The sequence below is a fragment of the Streptomyces erythrochromogenes genome (assembly GCF_036170895.1).
GTDB classification, from domain to species: Bacteria; Actinomycetota; Actinomycetes; order Streptomycetales; family Streptomycetaceae; genus Streptomyces; species Streptomyces erythrochromogenes.
The window spans coordinates 8,399,405-8,415,723 of sequence record NZ_CP108036.1; the positions used below are offsets into that span (position 1 = coordinate 8,399,405).

General features: G+C 73.6%; 15 protein-coding genes and 1 pseudogene. 10 read left to right on the forward strand and 6 right to left on the reverse strand.

Annotated features, from left to right (window positions below):
- Nucleotides 1-40 precede the first annotated feature (40 nt).
- The 3 genes and pseudogenes from OHA91_RS38865 to OHA91_RS38875 all read right to left on the reverse strand — a co-directional run.
- Complete coding sequence (locus tag OHA91_RS38865) at nt 41-232, reverse strand: hypothetical protein (RefSeq protein WP_158714847.1); 192 nt, start codon at nt 230-232, stop codon at nt 41-43.
- A 127-nt stretch (nt 233-359) separates the two neighbouring features.
- Nucleotides 360-1,034: a deoxynucleoside kinase gene (locus OHA91_RS38870; RefSeq protein WP_031154705.1), complete on the reverse strand. Its 675-nt coding sequence runs from the start codon at nt 1,032-1,034 to the stop codon at nt 360-362.
- Nucleotides 1,035-1,517: 483 nt separating this feature from the next.
- Nucleotides 1,518-2,109: pseudogene (locus tag OHA91_RS38875) on the reverse strand (amidase family protein); the annotation flags it as partial.
- Nucleotides 2,110-2,281: 172 nt separating this feature from the next.
- Here OHA91_RS38875 and OHA91_RS38880 point away from each other — a divergent pair.
- Nucleotides 2,282-3,154: an alpha/beta hydrolase gene (locus OHA91_RS38880; RefSeq protein ID WP_051893413.1), complete on the forward strand. Its 873-nt coding sequence runs from the start codon at nt 2,282-2,284 to the stop codon at nt 3,152-3,154.
- Nucleotides 3,155-3,216: 62 nt separating this feature from the next.
- Here the strand turns inward: OHA91_RS38880 and OHA91_RS38885 are convergent, their stop codons facing one another.
- A complete protein-coding gene (locus tag OHA91_RS38885) occupies nt 3,217-5,985 on the reverse strand; it encodes a helix-turn-helix transcriptional regulator (RefSeq protein WP_328738249.1) in 2,769 nt (922 codons plus the stop codon).
- A gap of 119 nt (nt 5,986-6,104) precedes the next feature.
- Between OHA91_RS38885 and OHA91_RS38890 the strand changes: the two genes are divergently transcribed.
- Nucleotides 6,105-7,154: a helix-turn-helix domain-containing protein gene (locus OHA91_RS38890; RefSeq protein ID WP_328738248.1), complete on the forward strand. Its 1,050-nt coding sequence runs from the start codon at nt 6,105-6,107 to the stop codon at nt 7,152-7,154.
- A 191-nt stretch (nt 7,155-7,345) separates the two neighbouring features.
- Entirely contained in the window at nt 7,346-7,852 is a 507-nt protein-coding gene (gene msrA / locus OHA91_RS38895; RefSeq protein WP_031154698.1) for a peptide-methionine (S)-S-oxide reductase MsrA, read from the forward strand.
- A gap of 28 nt (nt 7,853-7,880) precedes the next feature.
- On the opposite strand, the gene OHA91_RS38900 is transcribed toward msrA, so the two are convergent.
- Entirely contained in the window at nt 7,881-8,507 is a 627-nt protein-coding gene (locus OHA91_RS38900) for an ATP-binding protein (protein ID WP_328738247.1), read from the reverse strand.
- Between the two features lie 113 nt (nt 8,508-8,620).
- Between OHA91_RS38900 and OHA91_RS38905 the strand changes: the two genes are divergently transcribed.
- The 5 genes from OHA91_RS38905 (at nt 8,621) to OHA91_RS38925 (ending at nt 13,766) form a co-directional block, all read left to right on the forward strand.
- Complete coding sequence (locus tag OHA91_RS38905; RefSeq protein ID WP_328738246.1) at nt 8,621-9,169, forward strand: CGNR zinc finger domain-containing protein; 549 nt, start codon at nt 8,621-8,623, stop codon at nt 9,167-9,169.
- A 427-nt stretch (nt 9,170-9,596) separates the two neighbouring features.
- Nucleotides 9,597-11,168 (forward strand): alpha/beta fold hydrolase, encoded by a 1,572-nt coding sequence (locus OHA91_RS38910; protein WP_328738245.1) that lies wholly within the window; start codon nt 9,597-9,599, stop codon nt 11,166-11,168.
- Between the two features lie 84 nt (nt 11,169-11,252).
- Nucleotides 11,253-11,483 carry a serine hydrolase gene (locus tag OHA91_RS38915; RefSeq protein ID WP_031154691.1) on the forward strand — a complete coding sequence of 77 codons (231 nt, stop codon included), beginning with the start codon at nt 11,253-11,255 and terminating at the stop codon, nt 11,481-11,483.
- A 181-nt stretch (nt 11,484-11,664) separates the two neighbouring features.
- Nucleotides 11,665-13,509 carry a SpoIIE family protein phosphatase gene (locus OHA91_RS38920; protein ID WP_328738244.1) on the forward strand — a complete coding sequence of 615 codons (1,845 nt, stop codon included), beginning with the start codon at nt 11,665-11,667 and terminating at the stop codon, nt 13,507-13,509.
- A complete protein-coding gene (locus OHA91_RS38925; RefSeq protein ID WP_328738243.1) occupies nt 13,404-13,766 on the forward strand; it encodes an ATP-binding protein in 363 nt (120 codons plus the stop codon). The genes OHA91_RS38920 and OHA91_RS38925 overlap by 106 nt, the downstream gene beginning before the upstream one ends.
- A gap of 8 nt (nt 13,767-13,774) precedes the next feature.
- On the opposite strand, the gene OHA91_RS38930 is transcribed toward OHA91_RS38925, so the two are convergent.
- Nucleotides 13,775-14,560: a rhomboid-like protein gene (locus OHA91_RS38930; protein WP_328738242.1), complete on the reverse strand. Its 786-nt coding sequence runs from the start codon at nt 14,558-14,560 to the stop codon at nt 13,775-13,777.
- 409 nt (nt 14,561-14,969) lie between these two features.
- Here OHA91_RS38930 and OHA91_RS38935 point away from each other — a divergent pair, with 409 nt between their 5' ends.
- Nucleotides 14,970-15,845 (forward strand): C40 family peptidase, encoded by an 876-nt coding sequence (locus OHA91_RS38935; RefSeq protein WP_031154684.1) that lies wholly within the window; start codon nt 14,970-14,972, stop codon nt 15,843-15,845.
- A 75-nt stretch (nt 15,846-15,920) separates the two neighbouring features.
- Nucleotides 15,921-16,304 carry a hypothetical protein gene (locus OHA91_RS38940; RefSeq protein WP_031154682.1) on the forward strand — a complete coding sequence of 128 codons (384 nt, stop codon included), beginning with the start codon at nt 15,921-15,923 and terminating at the stop codon, nt 16,302-16,304.
- Nucleotides 16,305-16,319 lie beyond the last annotated feature (15 nt).

The window sequence follows — 16,319 nt, forward strand, 5'->3', positions numbered from 1 at the left end:
CGGCCCCGCAGGCCCGGGCGGCGGCCCCCCGGTCCGCCTCTTAGAGGGCGACGGGGTGGCCCCACTCCGTCGTCCCGCTCGCGGGGGAGGCGAGCCCGGCCTCGGGCGCGGCGGCGGTGACGGCGGCAGAGGGTGCGGTGGGCGTCGCTTCGGGTGCGGGCACGGCGACGGGGGCGGCGATCGCGGCGGCGACGGCGAGGACGGCGGTGGCGCGCAGGGTCCACTTCAGCATGGTGAGGCTCCGATTCCGGCGTGTGTACGGCAGTGCCTTGATCGTCGCCACCCGCCGGGTGCCCGGGCATCGTCCCCAGGTCGTGGCCGCCTCCCCCGCGCGGGGGAGGCGGCCACGACCTGCCCGGTCAGAGGCCGGTCGCGGCGTTCGCCCTGACCGCGGCCAGGGCGACCTTGACCTCCTGGACCACGCGGGCCGCGTCGTCGGGGTTGTGCACGACATCCGTGTGGTTCATGTCGACGACGAGGACCTCGCTGGCCGAGTAGTGCAGGTTCACCCAGTCGTCGTAGCCCGACCACAGGGTGCGGTAGTACTCGATGAGGCTCTCGTCCTGCTCGAAGTCGCGGCCCCGCAGGCCGATCCGGTGCAGCACCGTCTCGAAGTCCGCCTTGAGGTAGACCATGAGGTCGGGGGCCTTGCGGTACGGCAGGCCGTCGATCTCGCGCATCATCTCGCCCAGCAGGCCCTCGTACACCTGCATCTCGAGGGAGCTGATCCGGCCCAGGTCGTGGTTGACCTTGGCGAAGTACCAGTCCTCGTAGATGGACCGGTCCAGGACGTTGTCGCCCTGCTTGTACGCCTCCTTGATCGAGGCGAACCGGGTCTGCAGGAAGTAGAGCTGGAGCAGGAAGGGGTAGCGCCTCGCCTGGATCTCCTCGGGGCTCGCCGTGTAGAAGAGCGGAAGGATCGGATTGTCGTCGACGCTCTCGTAGAAGACGTCGCTGCCCAGTTCCTTGGCGAGCAGTTCGGCCACACTCGTCTTGCCGATCCCGATCATGCCTCCGACGCAGATCACTGCCATACCTCACTTCTCCCCGGCGGTCTTCATGTGCGTGGGCGTGCGGGCTGGGCATCTCACACCACTGAGACGCACGCCGACGGCACGCGATTCCCCGGGAGCTTCATGATCAGCGTCAGATGGTCCCCGTCCGGACCGGAACCGGAACCCCTGACACGGGCCGCTCTCATCGACCGGCCGGCCTGGCCCTTCCGCGGTCGCCGCACACAGCGACGAGCCCCGGCCCCGCGGCCAGCTTGAATCTTAGATGACGATTCACCCGTGCCGACCAGCCCTTCGGCGCGCGACGCACCCCCCTCGCCCCACCCCGGCCACGCCCACGCCCGGTGCCGCCGCGCCGGCCGTGTCCGCGCACCGGCAGCAGGCCGTACCCGCCCGACGCCGGGGCGGGGCCCGGGCAGGGGATCAGGCGGGCCGGTGCGTGCCCGCCCATACGGCGGGCCTGCGCTCTGCCCAGGGAGCGGCCTTCTCCAGTTGCGCGGCGAGCCATCAGGTCCAGGAGGGCCGCGCTGTCGCGCACGGTCCGGCTGAGCCCGCCGTGCACGGCGAGGCCGCTGAAGACCTCGTCGGCGTCCGGGCCCAGGGAGACGCGGACGCGGGTGGGCTTGAGGCCGAACAGCCCGGTACTGGCGGCCGGCACCCGGATCGATCCGGCCGCGTCGGTGGCGTGCGCGAGGGGGGTGATGCCGGCGGCGACGGCCGCGGCCGACCCGCCGCTGGAGCCGCCGGGGGTCCGGGTGAGGTGCCAGGGGTTGCGGGTGGCGCCGTACAGGACCGGCTCCGTAGTGGTGCTGTAGCCGAATTCGGGCGTGGCCGTGCGGCCCAGCGTCACCAGGCCGGCCCGGCGGAAGCGCCGCATCAGGAAGGAGTCCTGCCGTGCCACGTTGCCGGCGGCCAGCCGGCTGCCCAGCTCGACGCGCTTGCCCCGCATGGAGACCGCCAGGTCCTTGATGAGGAACGGCACGCCCGCGAGCGGCGTGCTGCCCGGGGCCGGGGCGTCCTCGGCGGGCCAGCTCTCCACCACCGCGTTGATCCGCGGGTTCACGGCGGCCGTCGCCGCCTGGGCGGCGGCGGTGAGCGGCCGAGTGCGCCCGCGCGGCCCTCGGCGGCCCGCCGCCGTGCACGGAGAGGCACGTCCCGGGCGCCAGGGGGCGATCGGCGTCCAGCGGCCGTGGATAGCTTCGGCTGACCGCCCCGGCCCGGCCCGCACTGCCGTGCGCGCGGACGCCCCCGTCGCGAAGGAGACACCCATGGCAGGCCCCGCTTCCCCCACACCCCCGGCGCGCGACCGGGCCCGCATCGAGGACGCCAACGCCACCGGCCGCGTGCCGGCCGTGTTCGTCCACGGCCTCTGGCTGCTGCCCACCAGCTGGGACCGCTGGGCGGCGCTCTTCGAGGAGGCCGGATTCGCGCCGGTCACCGCGGGCTGGCCCGACGATCCGGAGACCGTCGCAGAGGCCGGCGCCCACCCCGAGGCGTTCGCGCGCAAGAGCGTCGGGCAGGTCGCCGACCACTTCTGCGACCTCATCGGCGGACTGGACCGCAAACCCGTGGTCATCGGCCACTCCTTCGGCGGCCTGATCACACAGATCATCGCCGGGCGCGGCCTGTCCAGAGCCTCGGTCGCCATCGACCCCGCGCCCTTCCGCGGCGTGCTCCCGCTCCCGCTGTCCTCCCTCCGCGCCGCCGGCGCGGTCCTCGGCAACCCGGCCAACTACCACCGCGCGGTACCGCTGACGTACGAGCAGTTCCGCTACGCGTTCGCCAACGCGGTCGACGAGCAGGAGGCCCGGCAGCTGTACGAGACGTTCGCGGTACCCGCCCCGGGCCGGCCGCTCTTCCAGGCGGCGGCCGCGAACGTGAACCCGTGGACGGAGGTGAAGGTCGACACCACCGCCGCGGACCGGGGCCCGCTCCTGGTCATCTCGGGGGAGAAGGACCACACGGTCCCCTGGGCCATCGCCGACGCCTCGTACCGCAAGCAGGCCCGCAACACCCACGCGGTCACCGAGATCACCGAGATCGCGGGCCGAGGGCACTCCCTCACCATCGACCACGGCTGGCGCGAGGTCGCGCAGACCGCGCTCGACTTCGTCCGCCGCTTCGCCGACCCCGCCCGGTAGGCGCCCCGCAGCGGCGGCCACCCCTGCGGCGGCCACCCCTGCGGTGGCCACTCCTGCGGCGGCTACTCCTGCGGCAGCGACGCAGCCAACTGCCGGCGGGAGGAGACACCGAGCTTCCGGAAGACCTTGCCGAGGTGGTACTCCACCGTGCTCGCACTGATGAACAAGTCCGTCGCGATCTCCTGATTGGTGGCACCACGAGCTGCCATCCGCGCGACCCGGAACTCCTGCGGGGTGAGGTGCCGCTCGGTCCCCGCGCCCCGCTTGCGCGCCTGCTCGCCCGTGGCCCGCAGTTCCAGACGGGCCCGCTCGGCGAAGGCGGCCGCCCCCATCGACGTGAACTGCCCGTGGGCGCGCCGCAGCAGGCTTCGGGCGTCGTGCCTGCGGCGCTGCCGACGCAGCCACTCCCCGTACAGGAGGTCCGTGTGCGCCTTCTCGGTGAGGAGCGGCGTCGGCGCCAGATGCGCGGCGGCCTCCTGGAAGAGGCCCTCCGCCTCGCTGTCCGGGGCGACGAGGGCGCGGCTGCGGGCCAGCAGGCCCGACGCCCACGGGGTGCCGCTGGCCGTGGCCCGCTCGGCGAGGAGCTCCAAGGCCCGGCGGGCCACGCCCTGATCGCCGTTGCGGACGGCGGCCTCGACCAGGCCGGGAAGGCTCAGCCCGCCGCAGTGCGGCGGAGGGTCGTCGAGAACCGCCTGGGCCGCGGCCTGGGCCTGCGGGTAGCGGCGCCCGCCCAGCCCGAGCACGACCAGCGCCGCACGGGCCAATTGCACCTGAATCCCGCCGGGAAGCTCGGGATACAGCTCCCGCTGCGCCGCCACCGCCGACAGGGTCGCCGGCTCGTCCCCGCGCCAGGCGTGCAGCATCACATCGGTGGGGTGGGAAAAGCGCGGATCGGCTCCGGTCGCGTCCGCGATGTCCTTGAACTCCGCGAAGTGCGCTTCCGCACCGGCCAGGTTGCCGCGGAACACCTCCGAGGTCGCGTTGGCGTGCGCACTGATCTGGAGCATGCGCAGCGCCCCGTGGCCGCGCGCGGCATCGGCGTACCGCCGTCCGCATTCCCCCAGGGCGTCGATGTCCCACAACTCGACGGCGGCGATCATCCCCAGCAGGCTCCAGCGGACCGCTCCGCCCTCTTCCGCTCCGGGCAGCCTCATCGCCGCGAGCGCCGCCCGCAGGGACGGCGCGGCCTCGCGGTGGCCGACGGCGACCAGCCGGGCGTGACCGTCCAGCAGAAGATCCGGAACGCAAACATCCGCACCGGGCGCCGGGGCCGTACGGCAGGCGACGGCGGTGAGCGCGGCGCCGGCCACCTGCAGGGCACCGGCATCGGGGCCGCTGCGGGGAGCGACCATCGCAGCGTCGAAGGCCTCCAGCAGCGTGTCGCGGCCCGCTCCCGGGTCGTGCTCCGAGAGCACCAGGGCGGCGTCGAGGAGCAGGCGCACCGCCCCGTCCCCGCCCAGCATCAGGCGGGCCAGCCCGCCCAGCCGGTCGGCATGGGCGCCCAGGACGGGGATCGCAGGCCCCGGCGCCGGCAGCCGGGAGAGGAGCTCCTCGGCCCGGTGCGGGGCGCCGGCCATGAGCGCCGCCGCACACGCCTCGAGCAGCCGTGCGGTCCGCTGGACCGGGTCGTCGGTGAGATCCGCGGCCCGCTGCAGGAAAGCGGCCTGAGCCAGGTAGCCGCCGGTGTTCCTGGCCCGCTCGGCACAGCCGTGCAGTGCGGACGCGACCTGCTCGTCGGGGCCGTCCGCGGCGGCGGCCGCATGCCAGGCGTGCCGTTCGGGTTCGGCGTGCGCGTCGGTCACGGCGGCGAGAGCGGCATGCACGGAACGGCGTTCGGCCCGCGACGCGCCCCCGTACACGGCCGAGCGGATCAGCGGGTGACGGAACGCGGAGGCGCCGGGAGCGGGGCGGGCGGTCAGCAGCTCCTCCCGTTCGGCCTGTTCGAACGCCTCGGCTATGTCGTCGTTGCCGGCCCCCATCCGGTGCCGGACCGCCCGCCGTACGAGGTGCCGGTCGCCGGTCGCGTCGGCGGCCGCCGTCAGCAGCACCGTCCGGGTCAGCACCGGCATGTCGTGGACCCGCCGCAGGAACCGTGCCTCCAGGCGCCGCCCGAGGGCCGGCGGTTCGGCGAACCCCGCCTCCACGACATGGGGCCCCTGGGCCAGTTCGCGCAGGGCGAGCGGATTGCCGGCCGCCTCGGCGATGATCCGCTCGGCCACGACCTGGTCGATCCCGCCGTCGGCGTGGTCCATGAGCAGCGCCAGCGCATCGCTCTCCGGCAGCCGGCCGAGCCGGAGTTCGGGCAGACCGGTCAGTGTCGGCGGCGCCGCCGCGTCGTCGCGCAGGGCGAAAAGAGCGACGATGCCGTCGGCGTGGAGCCGGCGCCCCACGAAGGCCAGGACGTCGAGGGACTCCCGGTCCAGCCACTGGGCGTCGTCGCACACGACCAGCAGCGGCCGCTCGCGGGCGGACTCCGCGAGGAGGGTGAGAGCGGCGAGCCCCACCAGGAACCGGTCGGGCGCGGCACCGCCCACCATCCCGAACGCCGTTTCGAGCGCGGCACGCTGCGGCCCGGGCAGCCCGGCCCGGGCACCCAGGAACGGCAGCAGGACGCGGTGCACGGCCGCGAAACCCAGCTCCTGCTCGGCCTCGACGCCCGCGACCCGCGTGACCTGCAGGCCCGAAGCCGACGCGACCGCGTGGTCCAGCAGGGCCGTCTTGCCGATGCCGGCATCGCCGCGCAGGACGAGCACGCCGCTCATGCCCGCGCGGGCGCCCTCCAACAGCCGGTGCACCAGAGCGCTTTCCGCCCCCCGGCCTCTCATGATCATGAACTGAACATACCGGCTCCGGGTTCCCCGGGCGGACCGCGCCGGACTGGGGACCGGGCGGAACCGACTGGGAGGTTTCCGGGATTCGAACCCCCGCCCTCCCTCGGCACGCTCGGGGCATGCAAGCGCAAAAAACCGAACGGGTCCGCACACGGTCCCGCCCCGCGGACCAGCCGACGGCGGACAGGGCGACGGACAGGGCGACGGACCGCGCGGCGGACAGGGCGACGGACAGGGCGACGGACAGGGCGGCGGAGCCGGGGCTGTTCGCCGACGAGATCGCGATCGACGACTGCGGATACCTTCGGATACGCACCCTCGAAGCCACACCGCACCGGACCCACCGCGACGGCCGGAACAGCGAAATCGGCGGGCCGTTCGTCGTCGTGGCCGTTCAGGCCTCGGGTAGCGGGCTGCTGTCCCGCAACGGCAGCCGGATACGCCTGTCGCAGGGCGACATGGCCCTGCTCCCCTCGGGCGGCGAACTCGCCGTGGAGTTGCCCGAGCCCTCCCGGATGCACCTGCTCCGGCTGCCGTGTGCCGTGCTCGCCGTCCCGCAGGCAGACCTGTCGGCCGTGCTGGGCAGTGTCATCCGGGCCACTCCGGGCCTGGGGTCCGTCGTCTCCCGCTTCCTGGCCGCCTTCGCCGAAGCGGCACCGGGCCTGGATGCCGAAGCCGGCGGCCGCATGGCCGGCCACATCGCAGGGATGCTGGCCACCCTCATCGCGGAGCGGGCCGCCGCCGGCACCCGGCCCGCAGCCGGGACCGCCACGACGGAAGCAGCGGTCCTGATGGCGCGTATCCGTGCCCACATCAGCCTGCACCTGGCGGACCCGGACCTGTCCCCACGGTCGATCGCCACCGCACACCACGTGTCCGTCCGCTACCTGCACCGGCTCTTCTCGCAGGACGCCACGACGGTCGGCAACTGGATCCGGGAGCGCCGCCTGGAAGAGGCCGCCCGGGAGCTGGCCCGACCGGGACGCAGCAGGACCGTCTCCTGCATCGCACACCGGTGGGGCTTCGTCAGCGCCAACCACTTCAGCCGTGTGTTCCGCCAGCGGTACGGCATGTCACCGCGGGACTGGACCAACTCCTTCGCGCCGCCCCGGAATCCTCCGCCGGGCGGGGTGCCGGCCGGTGTCAGCCGTTGCGCTTGTGCCCGTTGAGCTGGATGTACCCCAGGTCCGCGATGAGCGCGTCTGCCGGCCCTGCGCCCCGCCTGGTGCGGCGCAGGGCGGCGGGCGCCACGGCCGCCGCGCATTGACAGGCGGCACCCGAAGTCGCGACCATCAGGTCACCGTTCCAACAGGTGATACTTGATGGGCGTCCTCGGAGGACAACGAAAGGACAACCCGTCATGAGCAAGACCGAGCAGAAGGCATGGCTGGCCGGCGGCTGCTTCTGGGGCATGCAGGACCTCATCCGCAGACTCCCCGGCGTGCTGAGCACACGGGTCGGATACAGCGGCGGCGGCACACCCCACCCCACCTACCGCGACCACGGCACCCACGCGGAGGCGATCGAGATCGTCTTCGACCCCGCCGCCACCGACTACCGCACCATCCTCGAGTACTTCTTCCAGATCCACGACCCGACGACGAAGAACCGCCAGGGCAACGACATCGGCACCAGCTACCGCTCCGCCATCTTCTACCTGGACGAAGAGCAGCGGCACATCGCCCAGGAGACCATCGCCGACGTCGAGGTGTCCGGCCTGTGGCCCGGAACGGTCGTGACCGAGGTGGTCCCCGCCGACGAGTTCTGGGAAGCCGAACCGGAGCACCAGGACTACCTCGCCCGCTACCCCGACGGCTACACCTGCCACTTCCCCCGCCCCCACTGGAAGCTCCCCAAGCGGGCCTAGGATTCGCGGCCGGCCGGCGGCGGAGCCGTCAGCCCCCGCGCCGGTCGTCGACCCGAAGCTCCAGATGCGGCCAGGCCGCGGCGAGGCGCGCAAGGTCGACGGCCGCCGGCGCGGTCACCGCCCCCAGCGACTCGTCCGGCCTGAAGCGGACCAGCGTGCCGGTCGTGCCGTCGGCCTCGACGGGCTCGAGGCCGGTGACGGGGACGCCGCGTTCGTAGCGCTGGGTCCAGGCCCCGCTCCGGCGGCGGTTGGTGTGGACGAGCCACTCGCTGAGCGCCGCGACCACGGACATGCCGCGCCGGGGACGGCCGTCGGGCAGTACCTCGGCCTGCGGGACGTCGAAGAACCGCAGGTCCTTCGTGGCCATGACCGGCTTCTTCACCGTCCGGCCGTGCTCGTCCACCCGGGTGTCGGTGCCCCGTCCGTCATCGCGGACGGACAGGGAGCCGTCGGGATGGAGGGCGACGGCGCAGCTTCCGCCGCCCCTGCCCGACGCCTCGTCGGCGGCATAGGCGAGTACCTCCAGGGCCAGGTGCCAGGGGCCGTCCGGAGCGAACTCCGCGGGACTGCACCGGATGTGTGCCAGATGATCCGCATCGACGGTGGCGGCCCAGTCGTGCGTCGTGTTGGCCCAGGAAGCCCTCAAACCGTCCATCGGACAAGTATCCCGCCCGGTGCCGAAGCCCGTGCGGGCCGCCCTCCGGCCGGTGACCGCCCACCGAGTCCATGCTCCTTGCACGCCCTAACGTCACCTGTCAGACTGGTGATATGGGGCATGCGTTTCCTGCCGGAACACCGGCACTCGACTTCGCGGGGACGCTGCGCGTGCGCTACGGCCCCAAGACCCGGGAGATGCTCGACTCGCCGGAGAGCCTCGGGCTGTGGTTCAGCGAATGCGGCATCACCGAGAGCGGAATCGACTGCCAGGAGGCCGACCTCGCCGAGGCGCTGGTCCTGCGGGAGGCGATCTACCGGCTGGTCCGGGCGAGGATCGACGGCGAGAGCTACGACGAGGAGGCACTGGCCCTCGTCAACGAGGCCGCCCGCGGCCCGGCGCCCGTCCTCCGGCTCACGGCCACCGGCCGCCGGATCGAGGCCACGATCCAGCAGGCGCTGGCATACGTCGCCCGCGACACGGTCACCGTCCTCAGCGGGCCGGACGTGCCCCTGCTCAAGGAGTGCGCGAACCCCGAGTGCACCCAGTTCTACGTCGACCGCTCCCGCGGAGCGCGCCGCGAGTGGTGCGGGATGGACCCCTGCGGCAACAAGATCAAGGCCGCCGCCTACCGGGCACGCAAGCGCGCCGTCGCGTCGTAGCAGCGGTCCGTTCCGGGTGCGGGAAAGCGACGTGCGACGACCTCGGCCCGGCCGTCGAGGGGTTCTTGACCGAGAGCCGGGCCCGGGCCCCGCTCCACAGGGCGGAGCTCCGACGAGCGGCGCACCACCCTCCGTACGGCGGGGCGGGTCCTTCCCGGGCGGGTGACGCGGACGCCGCCCCCGCAGGTCGAGGTGGCAGCCGGGTCGCCTCGGTGGGCCGCCCGCGGCTGCCGGTCCCCCTCCGGTCCGGCCGGCAGTCCGCCCATGGTCAGAGCCACCGCACGGCAGGGCCCGTCCGGCCCCCTCGCCCGCCTGAGCGGGACCGCACGCGTCCCGGTAGCGTTGATGGTGCGCGTTCCGCCCACACCGCCACGCCGCCGCCCGGCGGGGCAGCCGCCGATCGGCATCGGCAGAGGAACGGGATCACATGCCACAGCACCGCTTCCCGCCCGGGGTGCAGGCCGCCGGGGCCGTTCTCGCCCTCCTGACGGCCCTCGGCCCCACGCAGGCCGCCGCCGCACCACCCACCCCCGCCCCCCCCACCCCCGCCCCCACCGGGCCCGCCCCGGCCGCAGGGGCCCGCTTCGTACCGGGCCCCTGCCCCAGCACCCCCGAACCGATCGAAGCCCTGGCCACCGCCCGCTGCGGATACCTGGAGGTCCCCGAGAACCGCACCCGGCCCGGCGGCCGGACCATCCGGCTGGCCGCGGCGGTCATCCCCGCCACCTCGCCGAAGCCCGCCCAGGACCCCGTGGTGTTCATGTCGGGCGGCCCCGGCGGCGAGACCTTCGACGACATCCCCTACCTGGTCTCCTCCGGCCTGAACCGCGACCGCGACCTGATCGTCATGGCCCAGCGCGGCAACCTCTACGACACCCCCGACCTCGCCTGCCCGGAACTGGACCGCTTCTACGCCACCTCCGTCGGGCTGCCCTCCTACGCACCACAGACCGAGCGCCTCATGCTCGACGCGGCCAAGCAGTGCCGGGACCGCCTCACGGCCGAAGGCACCGACCTCAGCGCCTACAACAGCACCGAGAACGCCGCCGACTTCGCCGACCTGCGCACCGCACTCGGCATCAAGCAGTGGAACGTCTACGGCCACTCCTACGGCAGCAACCTCGCCCTGACCTACCTGCGCCTGCACCCCCAGGGCATCCGCGCGGTGGCGCTCGACTCCATCGCCCCTGCGCAGTCCGTCTCCCTGCCCTTCGCCTGGGCAAGCGCCCAGGAAGGCCTCGCGAACCTCTACAAGGCCTGCGCGGCCGAGCCCCGCTGCAACAGCCGCTACCCCGACCTCGAACGCACCCTGGACGAGCAGGTGCGCAAACTGCAGGCCCACCCGCTGACACTGAACGTCCGCCCGCCCCAGGGCGGAGCCCCGGTGAAGGTCGTCCTCGACGGCGGCGCGCTGGTCAACCTCCTGGTCGCCAAGGCCATCCCCTTCAAAGACGTCCCGGCTGCGATCGACGAACTCGCCCGCGGACACCCGGAACGCTTCGCCCGGGCCCGGGCCGCCGGCTCGGTCCAGGTCACCGGCCAGACCGCCCACGGCCTGACGAACTCGGTGGTGTGCAGCGAGTGGGTGCCGGACCACACGGCGTCCGACGTACTGGACGCCGGCCGCCGGGCCTTCCCCCACTGGCCGGACCCCGTCCTGGCCCAGGCACCCCAACTCGCCTTCCAGGAACAGGTGTGCCGCATCTGGAACGTCCCCGACCGCACCGCCCGGCAGCGGGTGGCCCCCGCCGCCTCGGTGCCGACGCTCTTCCTCAACGGAACGTTCGACATGAAGACCGGGCCGAGCTGGGCCCAGCAGACCGCCCGCACACTGCCCCGATCGAGCACCGTGCAGATCCCCGGCATCGGGCACTGGACCGTCCCGCAGTCACCCTGCGCCCAGAAGGTGCTGGCGTCCTTCCTCACCCGCCCGACCGCACCCGACACCGGCTGCGTGGCAGACCTCAAGTGGGAACCGTTCACCATCACCCCGAAGTGAGCGCCGAACGCCCGCGCGGAAAGAAAGGCCGACAACTACCGCACCGGCGGACCGCACCTGCTCACCGGGATCACGCAAGGCGCGGTGAGCGTCGGCGACGTCCTGCGCCCACGCGGCATCGACGAAGGGCGGTACGGGGCCGGAATCCTCCTCCTCCCCGACAAGACCCTGGTCCACCGGGGCGACTGGGAGGGATTCCACAGCACCTTCATCGTGAGCCCGGACCGCAACACCGCCGTCACCGTCGTGTGCAACGTGGACTCGCCCGACCATTTCCACGCGGCGAACCAACTGCTGGACATCTGGACCACATGACCGGGCCCGGCGGGTGGCGCAGCCCCGGCGGGTGGCGCAGGCCCGACAACAGGATGATGATCGGGAGAGGAAGCGCTCACCCCTGCCGCCGAGCCCGGGAGGGGAGGAGAGGCCCCGGGCGGCTCTGACAGGCATGGAGCGGATCGCCAGATCCCCGGACGAGGGACGGGCAGCGACACACATGGCATGGGGACGGTGGGACAGCGGGGCAGGCCCCCTGGGCGAGGCCGTGCTCACCGCCCTGTTCACCCGGGCACGGACCCCGATGTACCTCCTGGACACCGAGCTGCGGGTCACGTACGCCAATACGGCCGCGCAGGACACGCATCGCCCGCCCGGCCAGGCCCCGCCCGGCCAGGCCCCGCCCGGCCAGGGCCTGGCCGGACGCTACCTGTGGGACCTGCTCCCGGACGCCGAAACCGACCGCCTGCGCGATGTGCTCGGGCAGGTCCTGAAGACCGGCACCCCCCAGCTCGGGGTGCTCCTGCAAGGCCGCACCGCCGGCCCCGCCCGCCGGCCGCACATCCTCTCCCTCGACCTGCACCGCCTGCAGGACGCCGAGGGCCGGGTCCTGGGCGTCGCCGCCGCAGCCACCGACGGCACCGAAGAACACCGGGCCCGCAGCCGGCAGGCACTGCTGCACCAGGCGGCCGGCACCATCGGCACCACCCTGGACGTCCTGCGCACCGCGCAGGAACTGGCCGACCTGACCGTGCCCGCGCTCGCCGACGGCGTCGCCGTGGACGTCCTGGACTCGGTGCTGCGCGGTCAGGCCCCACCCTCCGGCCCCCTCCTGGACAACCTGCCGCTACGGCGAGCCGCCTACAGCGCCCGGCCCGGCGGGCAGGACATCGCGATCCACCAGGTGGGGGAAGTCAGCGCCTTCGCCAGCAACACCCCCTACACCGCCTGCCTGGCCGATCTCCAACCCCGCCTGGTGACCGACATCCAGCACGACCCGGCGTGGCTGGCACGCGAACCCGAACGCCGACGCCGGTTCCTCGCAGGCGGCGTGCACTCGCTGCTCCTCGTCCCGCTGGCCGCCCGCGGGGTCGTCCTCGGACTGGCCGTCTTCCTGCGCTGGCACACCCCCGAGCCGTTCGACAGGCAGGACCTCGCCCTGGCCGCCGACCTGGCCGCCCGGACCGCGCTGTGCCTGGACAACGCCCGCCTGTACAACCGCGAACGGTCCATCGCCCGCCTCCTGCAGCTCGACCTGCGCCCACCCCAGGTAGCCGCCCACATCGCCGTGGACACCGCCCACACCTACCGCCCGACCGGCCCCGGCGCCGACTGGTTCGACGTCATCCCGCTCTCCAGCGCCCGCGTCGCGCTCGCGGTGGGCGACATCCCCGCACCGGGCCTGCAGTCCGCCGCGCGCGTGGGAGAGCTGAGGGTCGCCCTCAGCGCCCTGTCGGCCATGGACCTGCCCCCCGACGAAGTCCTCGAACGACTCCACGCGCTGACCGCCCGCTTCCGCGCCGAGCTCCCACCACAGGAGCCCCACCGGCCCGTCAGCTGCCTGTACGCCGTCTACGACCCCGTCACCGGCCGCTGCACCGCGGCCAGCTCCGGACACCCCCCGCCGGCCATCCTGTGGCCCGACGGCACCGTGTCGTTCGCCGAGATCCCCGCCGGCCCCATCCTCGGCCGCGGCAACGGCCAGTACGAGGCCGCCGAACTCCAACTGCCCGAGGGAACCACCCTGGCCCTCTACAACACCGGGATCCTGGACACCGCGGGACAGGACGCGACGGCCGCACAGCAGAGCCGGCTGGGCCAGGCCCTCGCCTCCGGCACCGGCACCCTGCAGGACCGCTGCGACGCCGTCCACTACGCCATGGCCCCGCACGAAACCGACCACGACGTGGTCCTGCTCCTCGCCCGCACCCGCCTCCTCGGCCCCGACCGGGCTGCGGCATGGACCTGGCCCAACGACGCCTCCACCATCGCCGACGCACGCAGCGCCGTCCGTCACACCCTCGCCGCCTGGGCCTGCACCACCTGGGGGACAGCACCGCCCTGATCGCCAGCGAACTCGCCACCAACGCCGTCCGGTACACCTCCACCCCCTTCCAACTCCGCCTGATCCGCACCGAGTACTCCCTGACCTGCGAAGTCATCGACGACAACAGCACCTCTCCCCAACTACGCCACGCCGACGACACCGACGAAGGCGGCCGAGGCCTGTTCATCACCTCCCAGCTCACCGAGAACTGGGGCGTGCGCCCCGCCCGCCGCGGCAAAGCCATCTGGGCCGAACAGGCAGTGCACCCCGCCTGACGGCGGACTCACACCGAGGGAGGCGCCCCGGCCCCGGCTCCGGCTCCGGCACTGGCACCGGCTCCCGCCCCGGCCCCGGCTTCGGCGGCGGCGGAGGACGGCCCGCCGGCGCGGACCCGCCGGCGCCGGAAGGCCGGGACGGCCAGCAGCCCGAAGCCGAGGACCGCCGCCAGGAGATGGCCGACCGTGGTGAAGTCCGGCAGCGGCCCGTTCCACTCCAGCCCGCCCAGAGGCCACGCGAGCACGAACACCGCCCAGGGCAGGCGGCCCCGGCGCGGCAGGGCGAGCGTGCCGACCGCCAGCACCGTCTGCGCGCCGTAACTGACCCCGTAGTCCAAGGACCCCCGCACCGCCGCCGGATACCAGCCGTACCGCAGCCCGACACCGATGACGGCGGCGGTCAGCAGCGTGGCCGCGACATGCCCGCCGAGGAACACCGCCACCGCGCGCCGCTTCCCCCACCGCGACTCCGCCCACGCCAGGAAGCAGCACACCCCGAGACCCAAGGTGATCAGGGTGCCCACGAAGTCCGTCGACGCGACGTCCGTGAGCGTCCCGTCGAAGAACAACGCGCTGCCGACCAGCGCCGGCAGCGGATGATCCCGCAGGTTGTCCAGGTTGGTGCTGAGGTACCCCAGCACGGCGGCCGCCCGATCGGCGGACACCCGGCCGATCCACGCGTGGCCGGCCAGGAGCAGGCAGACAAAGGCCAGGGTCAGCGGCGCACGGCGCGGATACCACCGCACGGCGCGGAGCGCTCTGCCGAGGGGCCCCGGCAGTGGCGATGAGTTCATCCGCGGCATTCTCCGGTCCGGTCGAGTCGAAGGCGGGGGACACGCCGGCCGGCACCTCGCCGCGGCCGGTCCCCGGCCACCCCCTCAAGGTGATGCGGTTTGCCGCGCCCGGGTTCCGGTGAACCCGCAGACATGCGACGGCGTACGACGCCCACCCGGCGCGCCGGAAGCGGACCACACGCCCCGCGCCGGGCCCGGACACCCCTCCGGGAGCACCGCTGACGGCTGCTCAAAAGCCCAGGCGGGAAGGGGTTTCCCCGAAGTTTCCCGTTTCCCGTTGCAGTGGGCGACCCGCGCCTCCTCGACACACACGGCCGCCGGGGAACAGTCTCGAAGTGCCCGACGACAGGACACCACGACGAGTACGACGCCCCGCGGCACACCGCGCGGCGGAAACGGGGGACCGGACATGGCGATGCGCACGACAGCGGTGGCGGCGGCGACGGCGCTCACCCTCCTGACCGCATGGGAAGGAGCCCACAGCGCCACCGCGGCCGCCACCACCGCGGCACCGAAGACAGCGGCGGTGGCGGCGGCGGGGGAGTGCCGAGTACTCGCCCCCGGCGCCTCCGCGGTGGCCGAGAAGGCCGTGGCAGCCGCCTGCGAACAGATCGGCGTCTGGTACACCTGGGGCGGCGGCCACGGACCACAACCGGGCCCCACCTACGGCCAGGTCGACCCCAGCGACCCCGACAGCGCACACGACCCCGAGCGCCTCGGCTTCGACTGCTCGGGACTGGTCCGCTACGCCTACCACCGCGCGGCCGGCGGCGACCCGCTGACCGGCAACGCCTACCACCAGTTCCACTCACCGCAGGTGCAACAGCGGTTCACCGCCGGGCAGGGGACCGCACCACTGCTCCCGGGGGACCTCCTGGCCTGGGGCTCGGGGGGCTCCGTCCACCACATCGCGATCTACCTGGGCGCGGGCAAGATGGTCGAGGCCCGGGAATCGGGCACCCGGATCACCGTCAGCGACGTACGGCTGGGCGGCGACTACGCCGGAGCGGTCCGCATCGCACCGCCGGCGCAGGCACCCGGCACGTTCAGCACCTGGGGCACGGACGTGTGGACCCACAAGGAGCCGTCCACCACCAGCCCGCGCGTCCACAAGTTCCCCGGCCCCACCACGGTGCGCATCGACTGCCAGAAGCACGCCGAACCCGTGACCGCCGAGGGCTACACCAACGACGCCTGGTCCTACCTGCCCGAGTACGGGGCGTGGATCACCAACATCTACATCAAGGGCCCCGCCTGGCTGGACGGCGTACGCACCTGCCCCTGAACACGCACACCACACACCACACAGCACCCGTCCATCACCCGGCTCCCGAGAGAGCCGGTTCTTCGAGGAGGAACCATGTCCGCACGCAACAAGATCGCCCTGGGTCTCGCCGCCGCCGCACTGGCGGCCGGCACGGCCACCGTGACCGGGCCCGCCGCGGCCGCGCCCGCCGCCGGCAGGAGCGCGGCCGCCGAATGCGGGGTGCGCGCCGACGGCAAGCTGTGGTGCGGCAACCGGGTCGGCGCCAAGGGCTACGAGCACCGCCGCTACAACTCCGCGGTGCGCGGGCCGTTGAACACCAGCCCCAGTTGGTTCCAGTGCTGGGGCCGCGGCGACCAGCACGCCGGCGGCAACAACGTCTGGTACTGGACCCAGTTGGACAACGGCCAGTGGGGCAACGTCGCCGCCGTCGACGTCCACACCTCCGTCGACCCCGCGCCGGGCCTGCGCGAGTGCTGAGCAACTCCTGTGAAC

Excerpts from the sequence above, each read along its gene's own strand:
- OHA91_RS38865 (WP_158714847.1), bottom strand. The coding sequence starts at position 232 with ATGCTGAAGTGGACCCTGCGCGCCACCGCCGTCCTCGCCGTCGCCGCC.
- OHA91_RS38870 (WP_031154705.1), bottom strand. The coding sequence starts at position 1,034 with ATGGCAGTGATCTGCGTCGGAGGCATGATCGGGATCGGCAAGACGAGT.
- OHA91_RS38880 (WP_051893413.1), top strand. The coding sequence starts at position 2,282 with ATGGCAGGCCCCGCTTCCCCCACACCCCCGGCGCGCGACCGGGCCCGC.
- OHA91_RS38885 (WP_328738249.1), bottom strand. The coding sequence starts at position 5,985 with ATGATCATGAGAGGCCGGGGGGCGGAAAGCGCTCTGGTGCACCGGCTG.
- OHA91_RS38890 (WP_328738248.1), top strand. The coding sequence starts at position 6,105 with ATGCAAGCGCAAAAAACCGAACGGGTCCGCACACGGTCCCGCCCCGCG.
- msrA (WP_031154698.1), top strand. The coding sequence starts at position 7,346 with ATGAGCAAGACCGAGCAGAAGGCATGGCTGGCCGGCGGCTGCTTCTGG.
- OHA91_RS38900 (WP_328738247.1), bottom strand. The coding sequence starts at position 8,507 with ATGGACGGTTTGAGGGCTTCCTGGGCCAACACGACGCACGACTGGGCC.
- OHA91_RS38905 (WP_328738246.1), top strand. The coding sequence starts at position 8,621 with ATGGGGCATGCGTTTCCTGCCGGAACACCGGCACTCGACTTCGCGGGG.
- OHA91_RS38910 (WP_328738245.1), top strand. The coding sequence starts at position 9,597 with ATGCCACAGCACCGCTTCCCGCCCGGGGTGCAGGCCGCCGGGGCCGTT.
- OHA91_RS38920 (WP_328738244.1), top strand. The coding sequence starts at position 11,665 with ATGGCATGGGGACGGTGGGACAGCGGGGCAGGCCCCCTGGGCGAGGCC.
- OHA91_RS38925 (WP_328738243.1), top strand. The coding sequence starts at position 13,404 with ATGGACCTGGCCCAACGACGCCTCCACCATCGCCGACGCACGCAGCGC.
- OHA91_RS38930 (WP_328738242.1), bottom strand. The coding sequence starts at position 14,560 with ATGAACTCATCGCCACTGCCGGGGCCCCTCGGCAGAGCGCTCCGCGCC.
- OHA91_RS38935 (WP_031154684.1), top strand. The coding sequence starts at position 14,970 with ATGGCGATGCGCACGACAGCGGTGGCGGCGGCGACGGCGCTCACCCTC.
- OHA91_RS38940 (WP_031154682.1), top strand. The coding sequence starts at position 15,921 with ATGTCCGCACGCAACAAGATCGCCCTGGGTCTCGCCGCCGCCGCACTG.